Origin of the sequence: Thioalkalivibrio sp. AKL19 (assembly GCF_000420165.1) — a bacterium.
In the GTDB taxonomy this organism is placed as follows: Bacteria; Pseudomonadota; Gammaproteobacteria; order Ectothiorhodospirales; family Ectothiorhodospiraceae; genus Thioalkalivibrio.
In genome coordinates, this window is record NZ_ATUK01000012.1 from 22943 (window position 1) to 43939 (window position 20997).

The 20997-nt window shown below is 65.6% G+C and carries 18 protein-coding genes and 1 tRNA gene; 1 reads left to right on the forward strand and 18 read right to left on the reverse strand.

What is annotated here, in order from left to right; all coding sequences use genetic code 11:
* Positions 1-120: 120 nt before the first annotated feature.
* A complete protein-coding gene (locus tag F817_RS0106740; RefSeq protein ID WP_024326933.1) occupies positions 121-399 on the forward strand; it encodes a hypothetical protein in 279 nt (92 codons plus the stop codon).
* Positions 400-639: 240 nt separating this feature from the next.
* On the opposite strand, the gene F817_RS0106750 is transcribed toward F817_RS0106740, so the two are convergent.
* The 18 genes from F817_RS0106750 to nuoG form a co-directional block, all read right to left on the reverse strand.
* Positions 640-1257: a class I SAM-dependent methyltransferase gene (locus F817_RS0106750; protein ID WP_024326934.1), complete on the reverse strand. Its 618-nt coding sequence runs from the start codon at positions 1255-1257 to the stop codon at positions 640-642.
* Between the two features lie 67 nt (positions 1258-1324).
* Complete coding sequence (gene pnp, locus F817_RS0106755; RefSeq protein ID WP_024326935.1) at positions 1325-3412, reverse strand: polyribonucleotide nucleotidyltransferase; 2088 nt, start codon at positions 3410-3412, stop codon at positions 1325-1327.
* A 122-nt stretch (positions 3413-3534) separates the two neighbouring features.
* Positions 3535-3804 (reverse strand): 30S ribosomal protein S15, encoded by a 270-nt coding sequence (gene rpsO, locus F817_RS0106760; RefSeq protein ID WP_018867806.1) that lies wholly within the window; start codon positions 3802-3804, stop codon positions 3535-3537.
* A gap of 112 nt (positions 3805-3916) precedes the next feature.
* The gene (gene truB, locus F817_RS0106765) at positions 3917-4876 is read right to left on the reverse strand and encodes a tRNA pseudouridine(55) synthase TruB (RefSeq protein WP_024326936.1); all 960 of its coding nucleotides are present in this window, start codon (positions 4874-4876) and stop codon (positions 3917-3919) included.
* Between the two features lie 31 nt (positions 4877-4907).
* Positions 4908-5369, reverse strand: coding sequence for a 30S ribosome-binding factor RbfA (rbfA, locus tag F817_RS0106770; RefSeq protein ID WP_024326937.1), 462 nt, complete (start codon positions 5367-5369; stop codon positions 4908-4910).
* Entirely contained in the window at positions 5369-8128 is a 2760-nt protein-coding gene (gene infB / locus F817_RS0106775; RefSeq protein ID WP_024326938.1) for a translation initiation factor IF-2, read from the reverse strand. Before infB ends, rbfA begins: the two co-directional genes overlap by 1 nt.
* Before the next feature lie 63 nt (positions 8129-8191).
* A complete protein-coding gene (nusA, locus tag F817_RS0106780; protein ID WP_024326939.1) occupies positions 8192-9688 on the reverse strand; it encodes a transcription termination factor NusA in 1497 nt (498 codons plus the stop codon).
* A 75-nt stretch (positions 9689-9763) separates the two neighbouring features.
* The gene (rimP, locus tag F817_RS0106785; protein ID WP_196801207.1) at positions 9764-10234 is read right to left on the reverse strand and encodes a ribosome maturation factor RimP; all 471 of its coding nucleotides are present in this window, start codon (positions 10232-10234) and stop codon (positions 9764-9766) included.
* Between the two features lie 179 nt (positions 10235-10413).
* Positions 10414-10490 (reverse strand) — tRNA-Met (locus tag F817_RS0106790).
* Positions 10491-10550: 60 nt separating this feature from the next.
* The gene (locus tag F817_RS0106795) at positions 10551-10895 is read right to left on the reverse strand and encodes a DUF2818 family protein (RefSeq protein WP_024326941.1); all 345 of its coding nucleotides are present in this window, start codon (positions 10893-10895) and stop codon (positions 10551-10553) included.
* A 3-nt stretch (positions 10896-10898) separates the two neighbouring features.
* Positions 10899-12347 (reverse strand): NADH-quinone oxidoreductase subunit NuoN, encoded by a 1449-nt coding sequence (gene nuoN / locus F817_RS0106800; RefSeq protein ID WP_024326942.1) that lies wholly within the window; start codon positions 12345-12347, stop codon positions 10899-10901.
* A 13-nt stretch (positions 12348-12360) separates the two neighbouring features.
* Complete coding sequence (locus F817_RS0106805; protein ID WP_024326943.1) at positions 12361-13875, reverse strand: NADH-quinone oxidoreductase subunit M; 1515 nt, start codon at positions 13873-13875, stop codon at positions 12361-12363.
* Between the two features lie 52 nt (positions 13876-13927).
* A complete protein-coding gene (nuoL, locus tag F817_RS0106810; protein WP_024326944.1) occupies positions 13928-15931 on the reverse strand; it encodes an NADH-quinone oxidoreductase subunit L in 2004 nt (667 codons plus the stop codon).
* Positions 15932-15937: 6 nt separating this feature from the next.
* Positions 15938-16243, reverse strand: coding sequence for an NADH-quinone oxidoreductase subunit NuoK (gene nuoK / locus F817_RS0106815; protein ID WP_018141813.1), 306 nt, complete (start codon positions 16241-16243; stop codon positions 15938-15940).
* An 89-nt stretch (positions 16244-16332) separates the two neighbouring features.
* Positions 16333-16989, reverse strand: coding sequence for an NADH-quinone oxidoreductase subunit J (locus tag F817_RS0106820; RefSeq protein WP_024326945.1), 657 nt, complete (start codon positions 16987-16989; stop codon positions 16333-16335).
* A 15-nt stretch (positions 16990-17004) separates the two neighbouring features.
* Complete coding sequence (gene nuoI, locus F817_RS0106825; protein ID WP_024326946.1) at positions 17005-17493, reverse strand: NADH-quinone oxidoreductase subunit NuoI; 489 nt, start codon at positions 17491-17493, stop codon at positions 17005-17007.
* A gap of 10 nt (positions 17494-17503) precedes the next feature.
* Positions 17504-18568, reverse strand: a complete 1065-nt coding sequence (gene nuoH / locus F817_RS0106830) for an NADH-quinone oxidoreductase subunit NuoH (protein ID WP_024326947.1) — start codon at positions 18566-18568, stop codon at positions 17504-17506.
* A gap of 12 nt (positions 18569-18580) precedes the next feature.
* On the reverse strand, positions 18581-20980 hold the full coding sequence (nuoG, locus tag F817_RS0106835; RefSeq protein ID WP_024326948.1) for an NADH-quinone oxidoreductase subunit NuoG: 2400 nt from the start codon (positions 20978-20980) through the stop codon (positions 18581-18583).
* Between the last annotated feature and the right edge of the window lie 17 nt (positions 20981-20997).

Consider the following 20997-nt stretch of genomic DNA (forward strand, 5'->3'; position numbering starts at 1 on the left):
CGCGGTGGGCGGGGTTCCTCTACAGTAACGCCTTTTCGTGACAGCAGGCGCAACCGTCATGCAAACGCGGATCAGCGTCTCGCTCAGGTCTTCGTCCGCCACGCCCCAACCGAGGTTCCCATGTCCGACCTACTCGAACAACGGCTGATCGAACTGTTCCAGCACCCGCAGATCCAGGGCTGCAACTGGCAACCGCGCCTGTTCTGGCGCCCGACGGCGGACGGTTCGGCCTTTGGCGAGTTGCGGGTGGATGGCCGCGAACTCGAGGTCTTTTTCGCGACCATCATCGGCGAGGCCTCGACCGAGCAGGCAGCCCTGGACCAGGAGCACGACGGCAGGGGCCGCTTCATCGCGGCCAATGCGCGACGCCACGAACTGCCGCTGTTCACGCGCCGCTGACTGCCGGCGCGCCTACTCCAGGCACCGTCATCACGACGCCCCGTCAGGGGCCATGGCACAAAAGCGCGAAGCGCATTGAACGACCGCAGTTCGGCCCGAAGGGCAAGCGCAGGGAGGACCCTTCTGACGGAGCCCCGGCATTTGCCCGCCTCCGGCGTCGGGGCGCTCCATGGAGATCGCCACGGCGCTGCGCGCCTCGCGATGACGGTGCTCCTGGCGGAGCCCTGCGAGGAACTGCGTTCAGGCCGGCTTGCGGAACTCGACTTGCTTCCAGTAACCGAAAAGACTGGCCGGGGCGACCATGCAGGGTTCCTGCCCGGTTACCCGCACGAAGTCCTCGTATTCCATGTCCGGGCGAAAGCCCACGGCCTTGGAGAGCGGCCGCAGGCACCGCTCGAAGCCCCGGAGCAGCCATTGCTGCGAGGCGAAGTGATTGACCACTAGCAGGCGCCCGCCCGGACGGCAGACCCGCCACATCTCGGCGAACAGCGCCTCGGGGTCGGGGACAACGGTCGCCACGTACATCGCCACCACCGCGTCGAAGCTGTTGTCGGCGAAACCGAGTTGCTCCGCGTCCATCTCGCACAGCCCCGATACGGCGGGCAGACCGCCATTCAGGCGGCCGCGCGCGACCTCCAGCATCTCCCGGGAGACGTCGATACCCACGACCTCGCAGTCGTCGGGGTAGTCCGGCAGCGAGATGCCGGTACCCACGCCAACCTCCAGGATTCTCTTGCCGGAAAGCGGCGCCAGGGTTTCCTGCGCACTCGCGCGCCCGGTCGCGAACACCCGCCCGAACGTCGCGTCGTAATGGCGGGCGTAGCGGCGATAACTCTTGCGAATACTGACGAGATCCATGCCGAAGCGTCCCGAATCTGAATAGCCGGGCACCGGACTCCGGTGCCCCTGAACGAACCGCGTCCGATCAGGACTCGGGCTCGACCGCCTTCATGCTCAGACGAATGCGACCCTGCTTGTCCACCTCCAGCACGCGCACGGTCACGGAATCCCCCTCGGAGAGGAAATCGCCGACGTTCTCGACCCGCTCGTCGGAGATCTGCGAGATATGCACCAGGCCGTCGCGGCCCGGAAGGATCGAGACGAACGCGCCGAAGTCCATGATCTTGGCCACCTTGCCGGTGTACTGGCGACCCACCTCGATATCCGCGGTCAATTCCTCGATACGGCGCTTGGCCTCGAGCCCGGCCGCCTGGTCGGTGGAGGCGACCTTCACCGTACCGTCGTCCTGGATGTCGATGCTCGCACCGGTCTCCTCGGTCAGGGCACGGATGGTCGCCCCGCCCTTGCCGATCACGTCACGGATCTTGTCCGGATTGATCTTCATGGTGATGAAACGCGGCGCGTGCGAGGACATCTCTTCACGGTGCCGCGGCAGCGCCTCGTTCATGCAGCCGAGGATATGCATGCGGCCCTCGCGCGCCTGCGCCAGCGCCTGCTCCATGATCTCGCGGGTGATGCCGTCGATCTTGATGTCCATCTGCAGGGCGGTGACGCCGTCCGAGGTCCCGGCGACCTTGAAGTCCATGTCACCAAGATGATCCTCGTCGCCCAGGATGTCGGAGAGCACCGCGAAGCGTTCGCCTTCCTTGATCAGGCCCATGGCGATCCCCGCGACCGGGGCCTTCAGCGGCACACCGGCATCCATTAGCGCCAGCGAGGTACCACAGACCGAGGCCATCGAACTGGACCCGTTGGATTCGGTGATCTCGGAAACCACGCGGATCACGTAGGGGAAGTCGGTCTCGCTCGGCATGACCGCCTGTACACCGCGCTTGGCGAGTCGCCCGTGACCGATCTCGCGGCGCTTGGGCGTGCCGACGAAACCGGTCTCGCCGGTGCAGTAGGGCGGAAAGTTGTAATGCAGCATGAAGCGGTCGCGGCGCTCGCCTTCCAGGGCGTCGATCACCTGCGCATCGCGGTCGGTCCCAAGGGTCGCAACCACCATCGCCTGCGTCTCGCCTCGCGTGAACACCGCGGACCCGTGCGCGCGCGGCAGCACGCTCGTATCCACGTGGATCGGGCGCACCGTCTTGGTGTCGCGGCCATCGATGCGCGGGTTGCCGTCGAGGATGCGATCCCGCACCAGGCGGTACTCGAGGTCGTGGAATGCCGTCTTTACATCGTCCGCGCCGGGCCCGGACTCGTCCTCGCTGGCCAGGGCCTCCACGGCCTTGCCGCGCAGCTCGCCAATGCGCTGGGTGCGTGCCTGCTTCTCGGCGATCTGGTACGCCTCGACGAGCTCACTGCCAACCACGCCCTTGACCTGGTCCTCCAGCGACTCGATGGATACCGGCGGCTGCCAGTCCCAGGCGGGCTTGCCGGCCTCGGCAGCCAGCTCCCGGATCGCCTGGATGGCGGCCTGCATCTGCTCGTGACCGAACATCACCGCGCCCAGCATCGCCTCTTCGGAGAGCTGATTGGCCTCGGATTCCACCATCAGCACGGCGTTCTCGGTCCCCGCCACGACCAGGTCGAGGTCGGATTCCTCCAGGGCGCTGTAGGTAGGGTTCAGCAGGTACTCGCCAGCGCGGTAACCGACGCGCGCGGCGCCGATCGGGCCGGCAAACGGCACGCCGGACAGCGCCAGCGCCGCGGAGGTGCCAAGCATCGCGGGGATGTCGGGGTCCACCTCGGGGTTGATCGACATCACGGTCGCCACCACCTGGGTCTCGTTCTTGAAGCCCTCGGGGAACAGCGGACGGATCGGGCGATCAATCAGTCGGCAGGTCAGGGTCTCCTTCTCGCTCGGACGCCCCTCGCGCTTGAAGAACCCGCCGGGGATCTTGCCGGCCGCGTAGGTGCGTTCCTGATAGTTCACGGTCAGGGGGAAGAAGTCGCGTCCCGGATCCGCGTCCTTGCGGGCCACCACGGTGACCAGAACCACGGTCTCGGCCATGTTGACGAGGACGGCGCCACTGGCCTGGCGGGCGATGTCACCGGTCTCGAAGGTGACGGTATGGTTTCCGTACTGAAACGACTTCTTGTATGCCACGTTATTTCCCGTTTCCCGTGTTCATGCGACGTTGATGCCTGAATTCTAGCCTTCGCGGGACGTTTGCGCGGCCCCGAAAGCGAACGGGCCCGCACCAGTGGCGCGGGCCCGTTGTGCCAGCCTTAGCGGCGCAGCCCAAGCTCCTGAACCAGGGCCTGATAGCGGTCCTGGTCGTGGCGCTTGAGGTAGGTCAGCAGCTTGCGACGCTGGCTGACCATCTTCAGCAGCCCGCGGCGCGAGTGATGATCCTGCTTGTGCTTGTCGAAATGCCCCATCAGATGCTGGATGCGGGCCGTCAGCAGCGCGACCTGGACCTCCGGCGAACCGGTGTCGTTGGCATCGCGCTTGTGCTTCTCGACGATGGCCGATTTTTCTTCGGTAGTGAGCGACATGAAAACCTGACTCCTGAGATTTCTAGACCGTTAATCGACCAGTGGCGCTGGCGATAGGCGCGCAATGGTAGCACGACGCACGCGGCCATGAACAGAAAACAACCCGGCGCGCTCAGGCCGCCGGCACGAACAGACGCCGCGCCCGAACCTGCCCCTGATCGTCGCGCACGCCCACCGCCAGGAAGCGACGGTCGGCATCGAATATCCGCACCAGCGGCCAGCCGGTTTCCGCCTCCAGCGGGGCATCGGGCGCACCCGGGGACTGTGCCAGTACCGCGCCGGCGCCGGCCGGATTGCCATGACGCATGGCGGCGCTGGCGGCCGCATCCAGCGTCACGGCCGGCCAGTGCGCCAGCGCCGTCTGTGCGGGTTGCAGCAGGGCCTCGATGGCGGGCGCCCCACCCGCCTCGAAGGCGGCCTCGATGGCCTCCAGCGACACCATCGCGGACGCATCGAAGTGACCATGCCCCACCCGGTGCAGGGTATCCACCGCCGCGCCACAACCGAGCACGTGGCCGATATCGGCCACCAGCGACCGGATATAGGTCCCCTTGGAGCAATGCACCTCAAGCCGCAGGCGATCCGGGGCCGTCTGCTCGATGCGGAGGGAATGGATGCGCACGGCGCGCGGGGGCCGGTCGACCTCCACGCCCTGGCGGGCGAGTTCGTACAGCCGCCGGCCCTGGTGCTTCAGCGCCGAGACCATGGGCGGCACCTGCGCCTGTTCGCCACTGAAGCGCTGCTCCAGTTCGCGAAGGGTCGCCGGCGCGATCTCCGGAACAACCGCCTCGCGGATCACCGCGCCATCGAGATCCGCGCTGTCGGTCTCCACACCCAGGCGCGCCTCGGCGATGTAGCGCTTGTCCGCATCCAGCAGCCAGCCGGAGACCTTGGTGGCCTGCCCGAAGCACAACGGCAAAAGGCCGGTCGCCCGCGGGTCCAGTGCCCCGGTATGACCGGCCTTCTTCGCCTGCAACAGATACTTGACCCGGCCAAGCGCCTGGTTGGAACTGCGCCCGCGCGGCTTGTCCAGCAACAGGATGCCGTCGACCTCGCGCCGCTTGCCCGCCATGGAAGAACCGTCCGGCCGGATACGCGCGGCCTCAGGCCCCGCGTTCCGGTCCTTCGCCGGGCTCGCGTCCGTGATCTCCGTCTTCATCCGGAGCATCGCCCGTCCGCGATTCCGCGTCGTCGGCATGATGCGCCCGGTCCTCTGCCAGCGCCTGGTCGATCAGCGAAGATAGATGGGCACCGCGCTCCGGGGTGTCGTCGTAGACAAAACGCAGCTGCGGCACCGACCGCAGCCGCATGCGCTGGCCCAGTGCCCGGCGCAGGAAGCCGGCCGCATTGTTCAGCCCTTTCTGCGCTTCCTGGCCCTTTTCCGCACCCCCCAGCTGGGTGAAGAACACCCGGGCATGGGCGAGATCACGCGAGACCTCGACACCGGCCAGGGTAATCATGCCCACGCGCGGGTCCTTGACCTCCATGCGGATCAGCTCGGCCAGCTCGCGCTGGATCTGCTCGCCGACACGGTCCGAGCGATGGAAATCACGGTTCCCGGGCATCAGAGCGTCCGGGCCACCTCGACGCGCTGGAAGACCTCAATCTGGTCACCCGCCTTCACGTCGTTGTAGTTCTTCACCGCGATACCGCACTCGGTACCGGCCTTGACCTCGTTCACGTCCTCCTTGAAGCGACGCAGGCTCTCCAGCTCGCCCTCGTAGATCACCACGTTGTCGCGCAGCACGCGAATCGGGTTGCCACGCTTGACCGCGCCCTCGACCACCAGGCAGCCCGCGACCTGGCCAAAGCCCGAGGCCTTGAACACGTCGCGCACCTCGGCCAGACCGATGACCTCTTCGCGGATCTCCGCCGAGAGCAGGCCGGACAGCGCCTGTTTCACGTCGTCGATGGCCTCGTAGATGACCGAGTAATAGCGCACGTCGATCTCGTTCTCGGCCGCCAGGCGCTTGGCCCCGGCATCGGCACGCACGTTGAATGCGATCACGATCGCCTCGGAGGCCATCGCCAGGTTCATGTCGGACTCGGAGATCCCGCCCACACCGGCGGACACCACCTTCACCCGGACCTCGTCGGTCGACAACTTGACCAGCGACTCGCGCAGCGCCTCGGCCGACCCCTGGACATCCGCCTTGATCAGGATGTTCACGGTGGCGATCTCGCCTTCCTGCATCTGGTTGAAGATGTTCTCCAGCTTGGCCGCCTGCTGCGCGGCCAGCTTGCGCTCGCGCTGCTTGGTGTCGCGGTGCTCGGCCACCTCGCGGGCGGTCTTGTCGTCCGCGACCACCAGGACCTCGTCGCCCGCCTCCGGCACGCCGGAGAGCCCGAGGACCTCCACCGGCATCGACGGACCGACTTCCTTCACCGCCGTACCGGTATCATCGAACATCGCCCGCACGCGACCGTATTCCTTGCCCGAGAGCAGGATGTCGCCGTGCTTGAGCTTGCCGGACTGCACGAGGATGGTCGCGACCGGGCCACGCCCCTTCTCCAGGCGCGATTCGATCACCACGCCACGGGCTGGACCTTCGTCCGGGGCCTTCAGCTCCATCACCTCGGCCTGCAGGCCCAGGGCCTCGAGGAGTTCGTCGATCCCCTGCCCGGTATGGGCAGAGACATGGATGAACTGGGTATCGCCGCCCCAAGCCTCCGGGATCACTTCGTGCTGGGCCAGTTCGTTCATGACCCGGTCCGGTTCGGCTTCTGGCTTGTCGACCTTGTTTACCGCGACCACAACGGGCACACCCGCCGCCTTCGCATGCTGGATCGCCTCTATGGTCTGCGGCATCACGCCATCATCCGCGGCCACCACCAGGATCACGATATCCGTGGACTGCGCGCCACGGGCACGCATAGCGGTAAACGCGGCATGTCCCGGCGTATCCAGGAAGGTCACGCCATCGTGATTGTTCTTCACGTGGTAGGCGCCGATGTGCTGGGTAATCCCGCCGGCCTCGCCAGACGCGACCTTCTCCTTGCGGATGTAGTCCAGCAGCGAGGTCTTCCCGTGGTCGACGTGTCCCATGACCGTGACCACCGGGGGACGCGGCTTGGCCTCGGCGTTCTGTTCGAGACCGGTATCGATCTCGTCCTCCACCGACGTCTCCTTCGCGGCGATCGGCTTGTGGCCCATCTCCTCGACCACCAGCATCGCGGTGTCCTGGTCGATGGACTGGTTGATGGTGGCCATCACACCCATGCCCATCAGGGCCTTGATCAGCTGCGGGGCCTTGATCGCCATCGCCTGGGCCAGATCGGCCACGGTGATGGTCTCCGGCACCTCGACCTCGCGCACCACCGGAGCGGTCGGCTTGGCAAAGCCGTGCTTGCTGGTCACCGCCTGGGCGGCGGCGGACTGGGCCTTGCGGCTCTCGCCCTTCTTGCGGCGGCCGCGACGATCGCCAGCCACGTGCAGTTCCTTGCGGTCGTCCTTGCGGCCACCCTTGCGGGCGCCCTTGCCGGACTTGGCATCGCCTTCCGGCGCCGCCGGCGCGGCCGCCCGGGCCGCGGCCTCGCGCTCCAGACGCGCCTGCTCTTCCTTCTCGCGCTTGGCTTCCTGGGCCTCCAGTTCCTTCTGACGACGCTTCACGCGTTCCTCGCGGTCGGCGGCTTCCTGCTTGCGCGCCTCGGAGGCCTTGCGCTGGGCCTCGCGCTCGGCCTCGACCTGCAGCGCCAGTTGCTCGGTCCGGCTCAGCGGACGCTTCGGCTTGGCCGGCGCCTCTTCAACGGGCTCCGGTTCCGGCGCGGGCTCTTCGGCCGGCGCCTCTTCAGCCACCTCGGGTTCCGGCTCGGCCGGCGTCTCTTCCACGGGTTCCGGCTCCGCGGCGGGCGTATCTTCGGCGGCCGGGGTCTCCTCCACCGGGGCCTCGGCCGCGGGCTCTTCCACCGGGGCGACGGATGCACGGGTCTCCTCGGGGGCCTCCGGAGCCGGGGCCTGTTCCTCGGCCGCCGGTTCCTCTTCCACCGGCGCCTCGGGCTGGGCCTCGGCCGGCTTGCGCTTCAGGGTACGCTTCTTGCGCACCTCGACGTTGACCGTCTTTGAGCGGCCCTGACCGGAGCTGACCTTGAGGGTCTGCGCCTGGGTCCGGCGCTTCAGGGTCACACGCCCGGACTCGCCGCCCTCGCCGTGCGACTGGCGGAGGTGATCGAGCAGCTTGCGCTTCTCGGCATCGGTGATCGCCGCCTCGGGACCATCGACGTCGACGCCCGCCTCCTTGAGCTGAACCATGAGGCGGTCAACCGGTGTCCCCACCGATTCCGCGAATTGCTGCACTGTCATTTGCGCCATGGCGCCTACCTCCATTCCAGATTCTTTTCAGGCCAGCCGACAGCCTGTGATACGGGTTCGCGATGCCAGCGACCGGGGTTAGTCCCCGGTCTCGAACCACGGGGCGCGCGCCGTCATGATCAGCGCCGACGCCTCTTCCGTATCCAGGCCGGTCATCTCGACCACATCGTCGGATGCCTGCTCCGCCAGGTCCTCCATGGTGCACACGCCGTGTGACGCCAGCTTGTTCGCCAGCGCCGCCGTCATGCCGTCCATGTTGAGCAAATCCTCCGCGGGCTGATAACCCTCGCGACCTTCCTCGGCCGCGATGGCCTTGGTCAGGAGCGCATCGCTCGCGCGGTTGCGCAACTCCTCGACCATGTCCTCGTCGAACTCCTCGATGGCCAGCAACTCGGCCTCGTCCACATAGGCCACCTCGTCCAGGGTGGTAAAGCCTTCCTGGACCAGAATGCCGGCGACTTCCTCGTCGACATCCAGGGCCCCCATGAAGAAGGTGACCAGCTGCTGTGCCTCGGCCTCGCTCTTCTCGGCCGCCTGTTCCTCGGTCATCACGTTCAGTTCCCAGCCAGTCAGCTGGGAGGCCAGACGGATGTTCTGCCCGCCACGGCCGATGGCCAGCGACAACTTGTCTTCCTCGACCGCGATGTCCATCGACTGCTTGTCCTCGTCGACCACGATCGACAGGACCTCGGCCGGCGACATCGCGTTGATCACGAACTGCGCCGGGTTTTCATCCCAGACGATGATGTCGATACGCTCGCCGGCGAGTTCGTTGGAGACCGACTGCACGCGTGACCCGCGCATGCCGACGCACGCGCCCACCGGGTCGAGGCGTGAATCGTTGGAGCGCACGGCGATCTTGGCACGCATGCCCGGATCGCGGGCCGCACCCATGATGTCGATGATGTTCTGACCGACCTCGGGCACCTCGAGCTTGAACAGCTCGATCAGGAACTCCGGCGCCGTCCGGCTGAGGATCAGCTGCGGCCCACGCGCCTCGGGGCGGATCTCCTTCAGGAATCCGCGCAGACGGTCGTTGGTGCGCACCGTCTCGCGCGGAATCATGTGTTCCCGCGGGATCAGCGCCTCGGCATTGTTGCCCAGGTCCACGTAGGTGCCGTTGCGATCGGTGCGCTTGACGATCCCCATCACCAGCGTGCCGACACGATCCTGATATTCCTCGACCACCTTGGCGCGCTCGGCCTCGCGCACCTTCTGCACGATGACCTGCTTCGCGGTCTGCGCCGCGATGCGCCCGAAGTCCACGGCCTCGACCGGCTCCTCCATGACGTCGCCCACCTGGGCGTCCGGGTTCTTCTGCCGGGCATAGGACAGCAGGATCTGGTACTCCGGGGATTCGAACTCCGGATCCTCGTCGTCCACCACGGTCCAGCGGCGGAAGGCCTCGTAGTCGCCTTCCTCGCGGTCGATGCTCACGCGGACGTCCATCTTGCCGCCGTGGTACTTGCGAGTCGCCATCGCCAGGGCCGATTCCAGGGCGTCGAAGATGATGTCCTTCTCCACTCCCTTCTCGTTCGCCACGGCATCGGCGACCAGCAGGATCTCCTTGTTCATGTCTTGCCTCTCCGCACTCGGCAGTCGCCTGCCGATTCAACAAAAGCGTAGCAGCGCCCTGTACGACAGCCGCCTTTACAGCTGTTCGAGGACCCGCGCGTTATGGATGGCGGCCAGCGGCAGCTCGTAGGCCATGCCGTCCACTTCCACTTCGATCATGGGATCGTCCACCGACAGCAACATGCCGCGGAAATTGCGGCGGTCGTGCTCCGGCCACGACAGGCGCACCTTCACCGGGTGGCCGATGTAGCGACGGAACTGCTCGGGGGTGAAAAGGGGGCGTTCCACCCCCGGGCTGGATACTTCCAGGGTGTAGTTGCCCTTCAGGATCTGCTCGACTTCCAGCACCGCGCCGACCTGTTCGCTGACGCGTGCGCAATCATCTACCGTGACGCCATTCTCGCCATCAATGAAAATGCGCACCACGGGCGGCTTGGAACCGGCATGATACTCCAGCCCCCACAGCTCCATACCCTCCCCCTCGACCACCGGGGTTAGCAGCGTATTCAGTTGTTCGGCCTTTTGCGACAAGGGCGTCTCGATCAACTCCGTCCCGTTGGCGGGACCCGGAAACAAAAAAAGGGCGCCGAACGCCCCTCGTACACCTCTGAAGATGACAGCGGCACCGTGGGTGCCACGAGGCGCGCGGGAGCGCGGCCCAAGGGCGATTCGCCAGCGGCGACCTCCCTTAACAAAAAGGCCCCGTACGGGGCCTCTCTGACAATTGGTAGCGGGGGCAGGATTTGAACCTGCGACCTTCGGGTTATGAGCCCGACGAGCTGCCAGACTGCTCCACCCCGCATCCGAGACGCAGAACTATACCAAAGCGCCGGCCCGCCCCGCAAGGGCTGCCGACGATTATTTACCGGGTCCGGCGCTGGCCGGTGCGCAGATGAGGCCGCAGGTCGTAGCGCCAGATGTAACCCGGCAGCGCGAACATCGCGAACAGCGACAGGGTGATCACGTAGAACTCCCAGCCCTGTGGGTGGATGCCGCCCGTCGCCTGGAACTCCAGGCCCTTGCCAATGGCTCCCACCAGGAAATAGAGCACGAGCCATTCGCCGATCCGGGTCCAGGGACCCTTGGTCCCGCTCTCCGGGAGCACCATCAAGCCGATGCGCTCACTCAACCAGGGCAGGTTCGCGCTGACGAACGCGACGACCACAAACCCCCAGACCAGTACTTCAAACGGAATCCACTGTGTCACGACTTACCCGATGATTGCGTAGTGTGTGAGAGACAGCAGAAGGCCCGGGAAAATTCCCAGCAGCAGAACCGCCAGCCCGTTGATGCTGAGCGCCGTGGCCAGCGCGCCGGACGGCTGCACGGGCTCCTCGGCCCCCTCCTGCGGGTCATCGAAGAACATCATCTTCACCACACGCAGGTAGTAGAAGGCACCGATGATGGAGAAGATTACCGCGACGATCGCCAGCCAGACCAGGTCCGCACCCACGGCCGCCTGGATCACGGCCAGCTTGGCGTAGAAGCCGACCGTCGGCGGTACACCGGCCATGGAGAACAACAGGAGCAGCATGATGAACGCAAACCAGGGGTTGCGCTTGGCCAGCCCCTTGAAGTCGTCGATCTGGTCGGCCTCATAGCCCTTGCGCGACAGGAACACGATCATGCCGAAGCCACCCGCCGCGGTAATCGCGTAGACGATCACGTAGAACATCGCCGAGGCGTACCCGCTGTCGGTGCCCGCCAGGATGCCCATGAACAGGAAGCCGATATGGGCGATGGTCGAATAGGCCAGCATGCGCTTGATGCTGGTCTGGGCGATCGCGATCACGTTCCCCACGGCCAGCGACAGCACGGCCAGGATGATCAGCATGCCCTGCCAATCGGCGTGCAGTGGCCCCATGCCTTCCACCAGCAGCCGCATCAGGAAGGCGAACGCCGCAATCTTCGGCGCCGTGGCGATGAACAGCGTGACCGCCGTGGGCGCACCGTCGTAGACGTCCGGGACCCACATATGGAACGGCACCGCCCCCAGCTTGAACGCGATCGCCACGACCAGGAACACCAGACCGAACACCAGCGGAATATTCAGGCTCTCGTCCGCGGCCACCAGTTCGGCGGCGATCACCGCGATATCCAGCGATCCGGTCATGCCGTAGATCATCGACATGCCGTACAGCAGCAGACCGGAGGCCAGCGCGCCCAGCACGAAGTACTTCATCGCCGCCTCGGTGGCGCGCGAGTTGTCGCGCCAGAACGCGACCAGCGCGTAGGACGATAGCGACAGCAGTTCCAGGCCCAGGTACAGGGTCAACAGATTGTGCCCGGAGATCATGATCATCATGCCGAGCACGGCAAACAGGCCCAGCACGTAGAACTCGCCCTTATGGATGCCCCGCTCCATCAGGTACGGCCGGGAATACAGGAAGACAAGGAAGCTGGTCACGTACACCGCCACCTTCAGGATGTCGGCCATCGGGTCCTTCACGAAGGTATCCGAGAAGGTCAGGACCGTCTCCGGCCCCATCATCCACAGTGTCAGGCCGGCCGCCGCGACCAGCGTCGCCTGCACCAGGCCGTAGGTGACATCGCGCCGCGAATCCGGCAGGAACGCGTCGATCACCAGGATCAGGCACGCCATCCCGAGCACGAACATCTCGGGCACGGCGGGGAGGAAATTGGGGATCTCGAAATTCATGTCAGGCGTCCCTTCAGAGCTTCGACTGCGCGATATGCGCCACGAGGTGGTCGATGGTCGCGTTCATCACATCCAGCAGCGGGGCCGGCCACACACCCAGCAGCAGCGTGAAGAAGGCCAGCACGCCCATCAGGAAGAACTCGCGGCGATTCATGTCGGAAAGACCGGCCACGTTCTCGTTGGCCACGGCGCCGAAGATCACGCGCTTGACCAGCCACAGGGTGTACCCGGCGGCCAGGATCAGGGTGGTCGCGGCCAGAAAGGCGATCCAGAAGTCCGCCTTGAACGCGGCCAGGATGACCATGAACTCGCCGACAAAACCGGAGGTGCCCGGCAACCCGGTGTTCGCCATCGCGAACAGCACGAAGAACGCCGCGAACCACGGCATGGTGTTCACCACGCCGCCGTAGTCGGCGATCTGGCGGCTGTGCAGGCGGTCGTACAGCACCCCCACCGCAAGGAACATCGCCGCCGAGATGAAGCCGTGCGAGATCATCTGCACCATACCGCCGGCGATACCCAGCGAGGCGCCTTCCCAGTCACCGGTGTTGGAGTAGATGTAGAACGCGAGGAAGAAGCCCAGGGTCACGAAGCCCATGTGGGCGATCGACGAATACGCAATCAGCTTCTTCATGTCGCTCTGGATCAGCGCCACCAGGCCGATGTAGACGATCGCGATCAGCGACAGCACGATCATCATGGTGTCCAGCACGGCGCTGGCATCCGGGGTGATCGGCAGCGAGAAGCGCAGGAAGCCGTAGCCCCCGATCTTCAGCATGATCGCCGCCAGGATCACCGAGCCACCGGTGGGCGCTTCCACGTGCGCATCCGGCAGCCAGGTGTGGACCGGGAACATCGGAATCTTCACCGCAAACGCCATGAAGAATGCGAGGAATATCAGGATCTGCGCAGTCAGCCCAATCTGCAGGGCATGGAAGTCCTGGATCAGGAAGCTGCCGGACTGGATATACATCCAGATCAGCGCGACCAGCATGAACACCGAGCCGAGGAAGGTGTAGAGGAAGAACTTGATGGTCGCGTACACACGCCGCGGACCGCCCCAGATCCCGATCACCAGGAACATCGGAATCAGCATGGCCTCGAAGAACACGTAGAACAGCACCGCGTCCATCGACGCGAACATGCCGATCATCAGGCCTTCCATCACCAGCATCGCGGCCATGTAGTAGGCAATGCGGTCCTTCACCGACTCCCAGGCGGCGATCACGACAACCACGGTGATCAGCGTGGTCAGCAGGATCAGCGGCATGGAGATGCCATCCACGCCCAGGTGGTAGTTCACGTTGAACGCCGGGATCCACGAGGCCAGCTCCTGGAACTGCATGTCCGCCGTGCCCCGCTCGAAGGCAAACCACAGCGGCAGGCTGGCCACGAAGGTCGCCACGGCCACCGCGAGCCCGAGACGCCGCGCCACGTGGGGCGCGTCGCGCCCGGCGGCGAGCACCAGGAAGCCGCCGAGAATCGGCAGCCAGATCAACAGACTCAAGATAGGCCAGTCAGCAAACATGGTCGTTCCTTGAAACAGCGATGGGCTTCGAGCGCATGGGTGTCGAAGCCGCTCAGATCACGAAGGCGAACATCAGGACCAGCAGGCCGATGATCATCACGAACGCGTAGTGGTAGAGGAAGCCGGACTGCATGTGGCGAACCCGCGACGAGATCCAGCCAATCGAGCGCGCGGTGCCATTGACCAGCAGTCCGTCGATAATCAGCGCGTCACCATAGCGCCACAGCGCACGCCCGAGACGGACCGTCCCGCCGGCGAAGAACCAGTCATTGAAACGATCGAAGCCGTACTTGTCCTCGAGGATGCGCACACCCAGTTTCAGACGTTCGGCGATCACCGCCGGCAGTTCCGGGCGCTTCATGTACAGATACCAGGCCGTCGCCAGGCCCGCCATCGCCAGCCAGAACGCTGGCAGCATCAGGCCGTGCAGCACGAAGCCGATGACTCCGGTGTAGGTCTCGCCCTTGGTCGCCAGCACGTCCTGTTCCGGCAGCACGAACAGGCTGTTGGCGAAGAAGTCGCCGAACAGCATCGGCCCGATGAAGTAACCGGCCACGACCGACGGGATCGCCAGCAGGATCAGCGGCACGGTCACCACCCAGGGCGACTCCTTCGGCTGCAGCGGGCCGTGATCGTCGTGATGATCGTCGTCGTGATCATCCCCGTGGTCGGGCATGTACTTGTGCGCCTGGTCATAGCGTTCCTCGCCGTGGAACACCATGAAGAACATGCGGAAGGTATACAGCGCGGTCACGAATACCCCGGCCAGTACCAGCCAGTAGGCGAAGGTCGCACCCGGGATCTGCGAATACCCCACCGCCTCGATGATCGCGTCCTTGGAGAAGAACCCGGAGAAGAACGGGAAGCCGATCAGGGCCAGCGACCCGATCAGCGCGGTCACGTAGGTGATCGGCATGTGCCGGCGCAGGCCGCCCATCGCGCGCATGTCCTGCAGGTGGTGCATGGCGATGATCACCGAACCCGCGGCCAGGAACAGCAGCGCCTTGAAGAAGGCGTGGGTCATCAGGTGGAACAGGCCGGCGGCGTAGGCCGAAGCGCCCAGCGCCACGGTCATGTAGCCGAGCTGGGACAGCGTCGAGTACGCGACCACGCGCTTGATGTCGTTCTGCACCAGACCGATGAGTCCCATAAAGAACGCGGTGATGGCGCCGATGATCAGGATGAACGACAGCGCCGCGACCGAGAACTCGTACAGCGGCGACATGCGCGCGACCATGAAAATCCCGGCGGTCACCATGGTGGCCGCGTGGATCAGCGCGGAGATCGGCGTCGGGCCTTCCATGGAATCCGGCAGCCAGACGTGCAGCGGCACCTGGGCGGATTTCCCCATCGCACCGATGAACAGGAAGATCAGGGCCAGATCCAGCAGGCCGAAGGTCCAGCTCGGCCAGATGGTGATGGTCGCCTCGCTCATCGACTGCCCTTCGGCGAACACCTCGGTGTAGTTGAGGCTGCCGGTATAGAACACCAGCGCGGCGATCCCGATCAGGAACCCGAAGTCCCCGACGCGGTTCACGATGAACGCCTTCATGTTCGCGTAGGTCGCGGTCGGGCGCTTGTACCAGAAGCCGATCAGCAGGTACGAGACCAGGCCCACGGCCTCCCAGCCGAAGAACAGCTGCATGAAGTTGTTCGCCATCACCAGCATCAGCATGGAGAAGGTGAACAAGGAGATGTACGCGAAGAAACGCTGGTACCCCGGATCATCCTTCATGTAGCCGATGGTGTAGATGTGCACCATCAACGAGACGAAGGTGACCACGAGCATCATCATCGCGGTCAGGTTGTCCACCAGGAAGCCGACCTCGAACTGGATGCCGTCGGAGACCATCCACGTGTAGACGGTCTCGTTGTAGACCCCGGCGTCCCCGAAGACGTGGGCCCAGAACACCACCACCGACAGGACGAACGACACCGCCACCCCCAGGATGGTGACGGTATGCGCGCCAGTGCGGCCGATCTGGCGGCCGAACAGGCCGGCGGCGATCGCGCCGAACAGCGGCGCCAGGACGATGAGCAGATAAATCGTATCCATGGCCGGTTATCCCTTCATTGCGTCCATGTCCTGGACGTTGATGGTTCCGCGGTTACGGAACAGCAACACCAGGATGGCGAGGCCGATGGCGGCCTCGGCCGCGGCGACAGTCAGGATGAAGAACACGAACACCTGGCCCGCGAGGTCCTGCAGGAAGAACGAGAAGGCAATGAAGTTGATGTTGACCGCGAGCATCATCAGCTCGATGCACATCAACAGCACGATCACGTTTTTCCGGTTCAGGAAGATCCCGGCCACGCTGATGGAAAACAAAAGCGCGGCCAGCACCAGGTAGTGCTCTAGCGTAATCATGTTCTAGCCCTGAGTTCTTTCGGGGGCGGCAACCGCCCCCGGTGTCCGGGTCCCGGCGCGGGGCCGGGATGCCTGTGTACTCGGTTTGCCTACTTCGGGTCGTCGTCGCCGTCCGGCGCGTTCGCCCCGGACCCCTGCGCCCCACGGCGCGGAGCCTTCTTCTTTTCAGACGGCATGGCGACCATGCGCACCCGGCCCTCGCGGGAGACCGCCATCTGCTTGCCGGGGTCGATGGACTTGTTATCCGGGCGCTTGCGCATGGTCAGCGAGATCGCGGCGATGATCGCGACCAGCAGGATCACCGCGGCGATCTCGAATGGATACACGTATTCGGTGTACAGGATCGCGCCCAAGGCCTCGGTGTTGGCGTACTCGGGCCCGGCGCGCTCGGGAACCTCCATGGTGATGTAGCGCGTAATCACCAGCACCAGCACGGTGGCCATGGCCAGCGCAACCACGATGCCCACCGGGAGGTATTCGGTGAAGCCCTCGCGCAGCTTGGCGAGATTGATGTCCAGCATCATCACCACGAACAGGAACAGCACCATCACCGCCCCGACATAGACGAGGACCAGGACGATGCCGAGGAACTCGGCCTCCGCCAGCAGCCACAGCGCGGCGGCGGACACGAAACACAGCACCAGGAACAGTGCCGCATGCACCGGGTTGCGCACGCTGATCATCGCCAGCGCGCCGCCCAGCAGGATCGCGCCGAACAGGTAGAAAAGGACGAGCTCGAAGGTCATGAGGCGTTCCCTGCGTTACCGGTAGGGGGCATCGACCGCGCGGGCCTGCGCGATCTCTTTCTCGAAGCGGTCACCAATGGCCAGGAGCTTGTCCTTGGTCATGATCTGCTCACCCCGGTTCTCGAAGTGGTACTCGAAGATGTGCGTCTCGACGATGGAATCCACCGGACAGGCCTCCTCGCAGAAACCGCAAAAGATGCACTTGAACAGGTCGATGTCGTAGCGCGTGGTGCGCCGCGTGCCATCGTCGCGCTCCTCGGAGTCGATGGTGATCGCCAGCGCGGGGCACACCGCCTCGCACAGTTTGCAGGCAATGCATCGCTCCTCGCCGTTGGGATAACGGCGCAGGGCATGCAGCCCGCGAAAGCGGGGCGACATCGGGGTCTTTTCGTCCGGGTACTGCACGGTGAACTTGCGGCTCAACAGGTAGCGCCCGGTCAGGCGCAACCCCAGCAGCAGCTCGAAGAACAGGAAACTCTTGAAGAAACGGCGCACGGCTTTCATCACGATCTCCTCAGGCGAACCACGGGCCGACGTTGAACGCGACCAGCACGCCCTCGACAAACAGCCAGACGATGGTCACCGGGATCAGGACCTTCCAGCCCAGGCGCATGATCTGGTCATAGCGATAGCGCGGGAAGGTGGCGCGGAACCACAGGAAGGCAAACAGGAACACCGCCGTCTTGAACAGGAACCAGTGAATCCCGTGATCCAGCAGCGACCCGATCACCGGCCAGTCGAACACCGCGGCCGGCAGGATGCCCTGGAACGGCGACAGCCAGCCCCCCAGGAACAGGATCGCGGTCAGCGCCGAGATCAGGATCATGTTGGCGTATTCCGCGAGGAAGAACACCGCGAACGCCATGCCGGAGTATTCCACGTGGAACCCGGCCACGATCTCGGACTCGCCCTCCGCGACATCGAAGGGCGCGCGGTTGGTCTCGGCGATCCCGGAGATGAAGTACACGAAGAACATCGGCAGCAGCGGCAGCAAGAACCAGTGGTACATGCTCCCCGACTGCGCCTCGATGATACCGCCCACGTTCAGCGTGCCCGCGGCCATCAGCACGCCGACCAGGGCAAAGCCCATGGCGATCTCGTAGGAGACGAGCTGTGCCGCCGACCGAAGGGAGCCCAGCAGCGCGTACTTCGAGTTCGACGCCCAGCCCGCGATGATGATCCCGTACACCCCCAGCGAGGTCAGGGCGAGCAGGTACAGCAGGCCCGCGTTCACGTCAGCCAGGGCACCGCCCTCGAAGAACGGCACCACGGCCCACGCGGCCAGCGCCGGGGCGATGGTCAGCACCGGGGCACTCAGGAACAGGAAGCGGTTGGCATTGGTCGGGAGGATGACCTCCTTGGTCAGCAGCTTCAGCGCGTCCGCAATCGGCTGCAGCCAGCCCCGCGGCCCAACCCGGTTCGGGCCCACACGCACGTGGGCGTAGCCGATCACCTTGCGCTCGGCGAAGGTGGTGTAGGCCACGGCCAGCATCAGCGGGATCACGATCAGCTGAATGCCGATCAGGATCTGCATCACCGTCGGCAGGCTGTAGAAGAGGTTCATCATCCAGTCGAACATGTCTTAAGTCCCTCAGGCCCGCGCCAGCGCGACCGTCGTGTTCGGCAGGCCAAGCGCCCCCATGGCCGCGGAACCGGCGAAGGTCACGGCCAGTCCCGGCGGCACCGAGTCATCCAGCAACAGGGTCAGCTCCGTCTCGGCCTTGCCCTGGCGCAGCCGCACGCGACTGCCGTGGGCATGCCCGCCGGCCGACTCGGGATGCACCAGCACGCTCTCGGCGAGCAGCCCCTCGGGGCTGGCCTGCAGAGGCTCGGCGCGGCGCAGCAGCGGATCGCCGCTGTAGAGGGCCGCCGCCTGGACGCGATGCAGGCCGTCACGTTCGCTGGCCTCGGGCAGTTCCACATGGACCTTGTTGAGGTTGACGCCGGTATCGAAGCTGGCTTCCGCCAGCTGCCCCTTCAGCTCGTCCCGCACCGCGGGCGAATCCAGGAAGTCGAAGCCCCGCTGGTCGAGCAAGTTGCCCAGTACGCGCCAGACCTTCCAGCCTGGTCGGGCATCATCCGGCGCCCGCGAGGCCGCACGGAAGCTCTGCCAGCGGCCCTCGGCGTTCACGAAGGTCCCGGAGTGCTCGAAGCTCGTGGTCACCGGCAACAGGACGTCGGCCACGGCCTCCAGCTCGGCGTTCACGAAGCTGGTCAACGCGACCACCAGACCGGCCCGCTCCAGGGCCGCGCGGAAGGCCACCGGATCAGCGCCATCCCGGCCCGGTTCGAGACCGGCGATCACGAAGGCATCACGACCCTGCTCGATCATCTCGGCGGCATTCGCGCCGGAGGTGTCCAGTTCGGTACCACCCGGGCCGCGATGCGGCAGGGCACCGGCCAGCCAGGCGCCGGCAGCATTCCCGCCCGGCGGCAGGTAACCCAGGCTCGCACCGGTATGCTTGGCGATCCAGCCCGCCAGGGCACGCAGGGTGGCAAAGACCGGCCCGTTGATGGCGGCCGCCCCCAGCAGGACATGGCCCTGCTTCCCGTCCAGCAGCGCCCGCGCCGCGCGCTCGAACGCCTCGCGGGTGGCGGCGTCATCGGTCTCGGCGGCCTTGACCACCTTCTCGAGTTTCTTCGGCAGAGCCTTGCCGGCCGCGGCGATCTGGCCGGCGATCCCCGCCAGCGCCAGGACCTGGTCGTGCGCGTCACCGACCAGCTGCGCCTGTACCGGATAGGTCAACTCCAGCAACATGTCGTTGATCAGGCTGACCCGGGCCCCGCGCGACGCGGCCTTGCGCAGGCGATGGGCGATCATCGGCTGCTCGCGGCGCGGATTGCTGCCGACCAGCAGCACGGCATCTGCGTTTTCCAGATCGCCGATCGCGGCACCCAGGTAGGGGAACAGCGGCGCGGCCGCCTCGTCGCGGAAATCGCGCTGGTTCACGCGGTGGTCGATGTCGGCCACGCCCATGCCCCGCAGGACCTTCTGCGCCAGGTAGTGCTCCTCCAGTGACAGCCCGGGTGACAGCAGGGCACCCACGCGCTCCGGAGCGACCTCTTTCAGGCCCTCGACGGCGTAGCTCAGGGCGGTCTCCCAGGAGACCTCCTGCCACTGCCCGTCGACCTTGATACGCGGGCGGGTCAGGCGATCCTCGGCATACAAGCCGGTGTAGCTGAAGCGGTCGCGGTCCGAGATCCAGGTCTCGTTGATGGCCTCGTTCTCGCGCGGGACCACGCGCATCGCGCGGCCGTCATCGGTATGCAGGAACAGGTTCGAACCCACGGCGTCGTGCGGGGCGATGGTCGCGGCCTGGGCATATTCCCAGGCCCGCGCGCCGTAGCGCGACGGCTTGGCGGTCAGCGCGCCCACCGGGCACAGGTCGATCACGTTGCCGGACAGCTCGTGCGCGACGGTCTTCTCGACATAGGTGCCGATGCGCATGTGCTCGCCGCGGCCGGTCGCGCCCAGCTCGCGCACCCCGGCGATCTCCTCGCCAAAGCGCACGCAACGGGTGCAGTGGATGCAGCGGGTCATCTCGGTCTCGATCAGCGGACCGATGTCCTTGTCCTTCACCACGCGCTTGGCTTCGGTGTAGGTGGAGACACTCTCGCCATAGCCCATGGCGACGTCCTGCAACTCGCACTCGCCGCCCTGGTCGCAGATCGGGCAGTCCAGCGGATGGTTGATCAGCAGGAACTCCATGGTCCCCTTCTGCGCGCGCAGCGCCAGCGGGGACTGGGTGTAGACCTTCATGCCGTCCATCACCGGGGTGGCACAGGCCGGCAGCGGCTTCGGCGCCTTCTCCACCTCGACCAGACACATACGGCAGTTCGCCGCCACCGACAGCTTCTTGTGGTAGCAGAAGCGCGGAATGCGGATATCGGCATCATCGGCGACGTCGATGAGCATGGCGCCCTTGGGCGCCTCCACCGTACGGCCGTCAATCTCGATGCTGACCAGATCCTGTTTCTGATCCTGACTCATGCTCGATTCCTGATGCG

Excerpts from the sequence above, each read along its gene's own strand:
- nuoI (WP_024326946.1), bottom strand. The coding sequence starts at position 17,493 with ATGAAAGCCGTGCGCCGTTTCTTCAAGAGTTTCCTGTTCTTCGAGCTG.
- nuoH (WP_024326947.1), bottom strand. The coding sequence starts at position 18,568 with ATGTTCGACTGGATGATGAACCTCTTCTACAGCCTGCCGACGGTGATG.
- infB (WP_024326938.1), bottom strand. The coding sequence starts at position 8,128 with ATGGAGGTAGGCGCCATGGCGCAAATGACAGTGCAGCAATTCGCGGAA.
- nuoL (WP_024326944.1), bottom strand. The coding sequence starts at position 15,931 with ATGGATACGATTTATCTGCTCATCGTCCTGGCGCCGCTGTTCGGCGCG.
- F817_RS0106805 (WP_024326943.1), bottom strand. The coding sequence starts at position 13,875 with ATGTTTGCTGACTGGCCTATCTTGAGTCTGTTGATCTGGCTGCCGATT.
- nuoG (WP_024326948.1), bottom strand. The coding sequence starts at position 20,980 with ATGAGTCAGGATCAGAAACAGGATCTGGTCAGCATCGAGATTGACGGC.
- rbfA (WP_024326937.1), bottom strand. The coding sequence starts at position 5,369 with ATGCCCGGGAACCGTGATTTCCATCGCTCGGACCGTGTCGGCGAGCAG.
- nuoK (WP_018141813.1), bottom strand. The coding sequence starts at position 16,243 with ATGATTACGCTAGAGCACTACCTGGTGCTGGCCGCGCTTTTGTTTTCC.
- F817_RS0106740 (WP_024326933.1), top strand. The coding sequence starts at position 121 with ATGTCCGACCTACTCGAACAACGGCTGATCGAACTGTTCCAGCACCCG.
- F817_RS0106820 (WP_024326945.1), bottom strand. The coding sequence starts at position 16,989 with ATGACCTTCGAGCTCGTCCTTTTCTACCTGTTCGGCGCGATCCTGCTG.
- nuoN (WP_024326942.1), bottom strand. The coding sequence starts at position 12,347 with ATGAATTTCGAGATCCCCAATTTCCTCCCCGCCGTGCCCGAGATGTTC.
- nusA (WP_024326939.1), bottom strand. The coding sequence starts at position 9,688 with ATGAACAAGGAGATCCTGCTGGTCGCCGATGCCGTGGCGAACGAGAAG.
- truB (WP_024326936.1), bottom strand. The coding sequence starts at position 4,876 with ATGGCGGGCAAGCGGCGCGAGGTCGACGGCATCCTGTTGCTGGACAAG.
- F817_RS0106750 (WP_024326934.1), bottom strand. The coding sequence starts at position 1,257 with ATGGATCTCGTCAGTATTCGCAAGAGTTATCGCCGCTACGCCCGCCAT.
- rpsO (WP_018867806.1), bottom strand. The coding sequence starts at position 3,804 with ATGTCGCTCACTACCGAAGAAAAATCGGCCATCGTCGAGAAGCACAAG.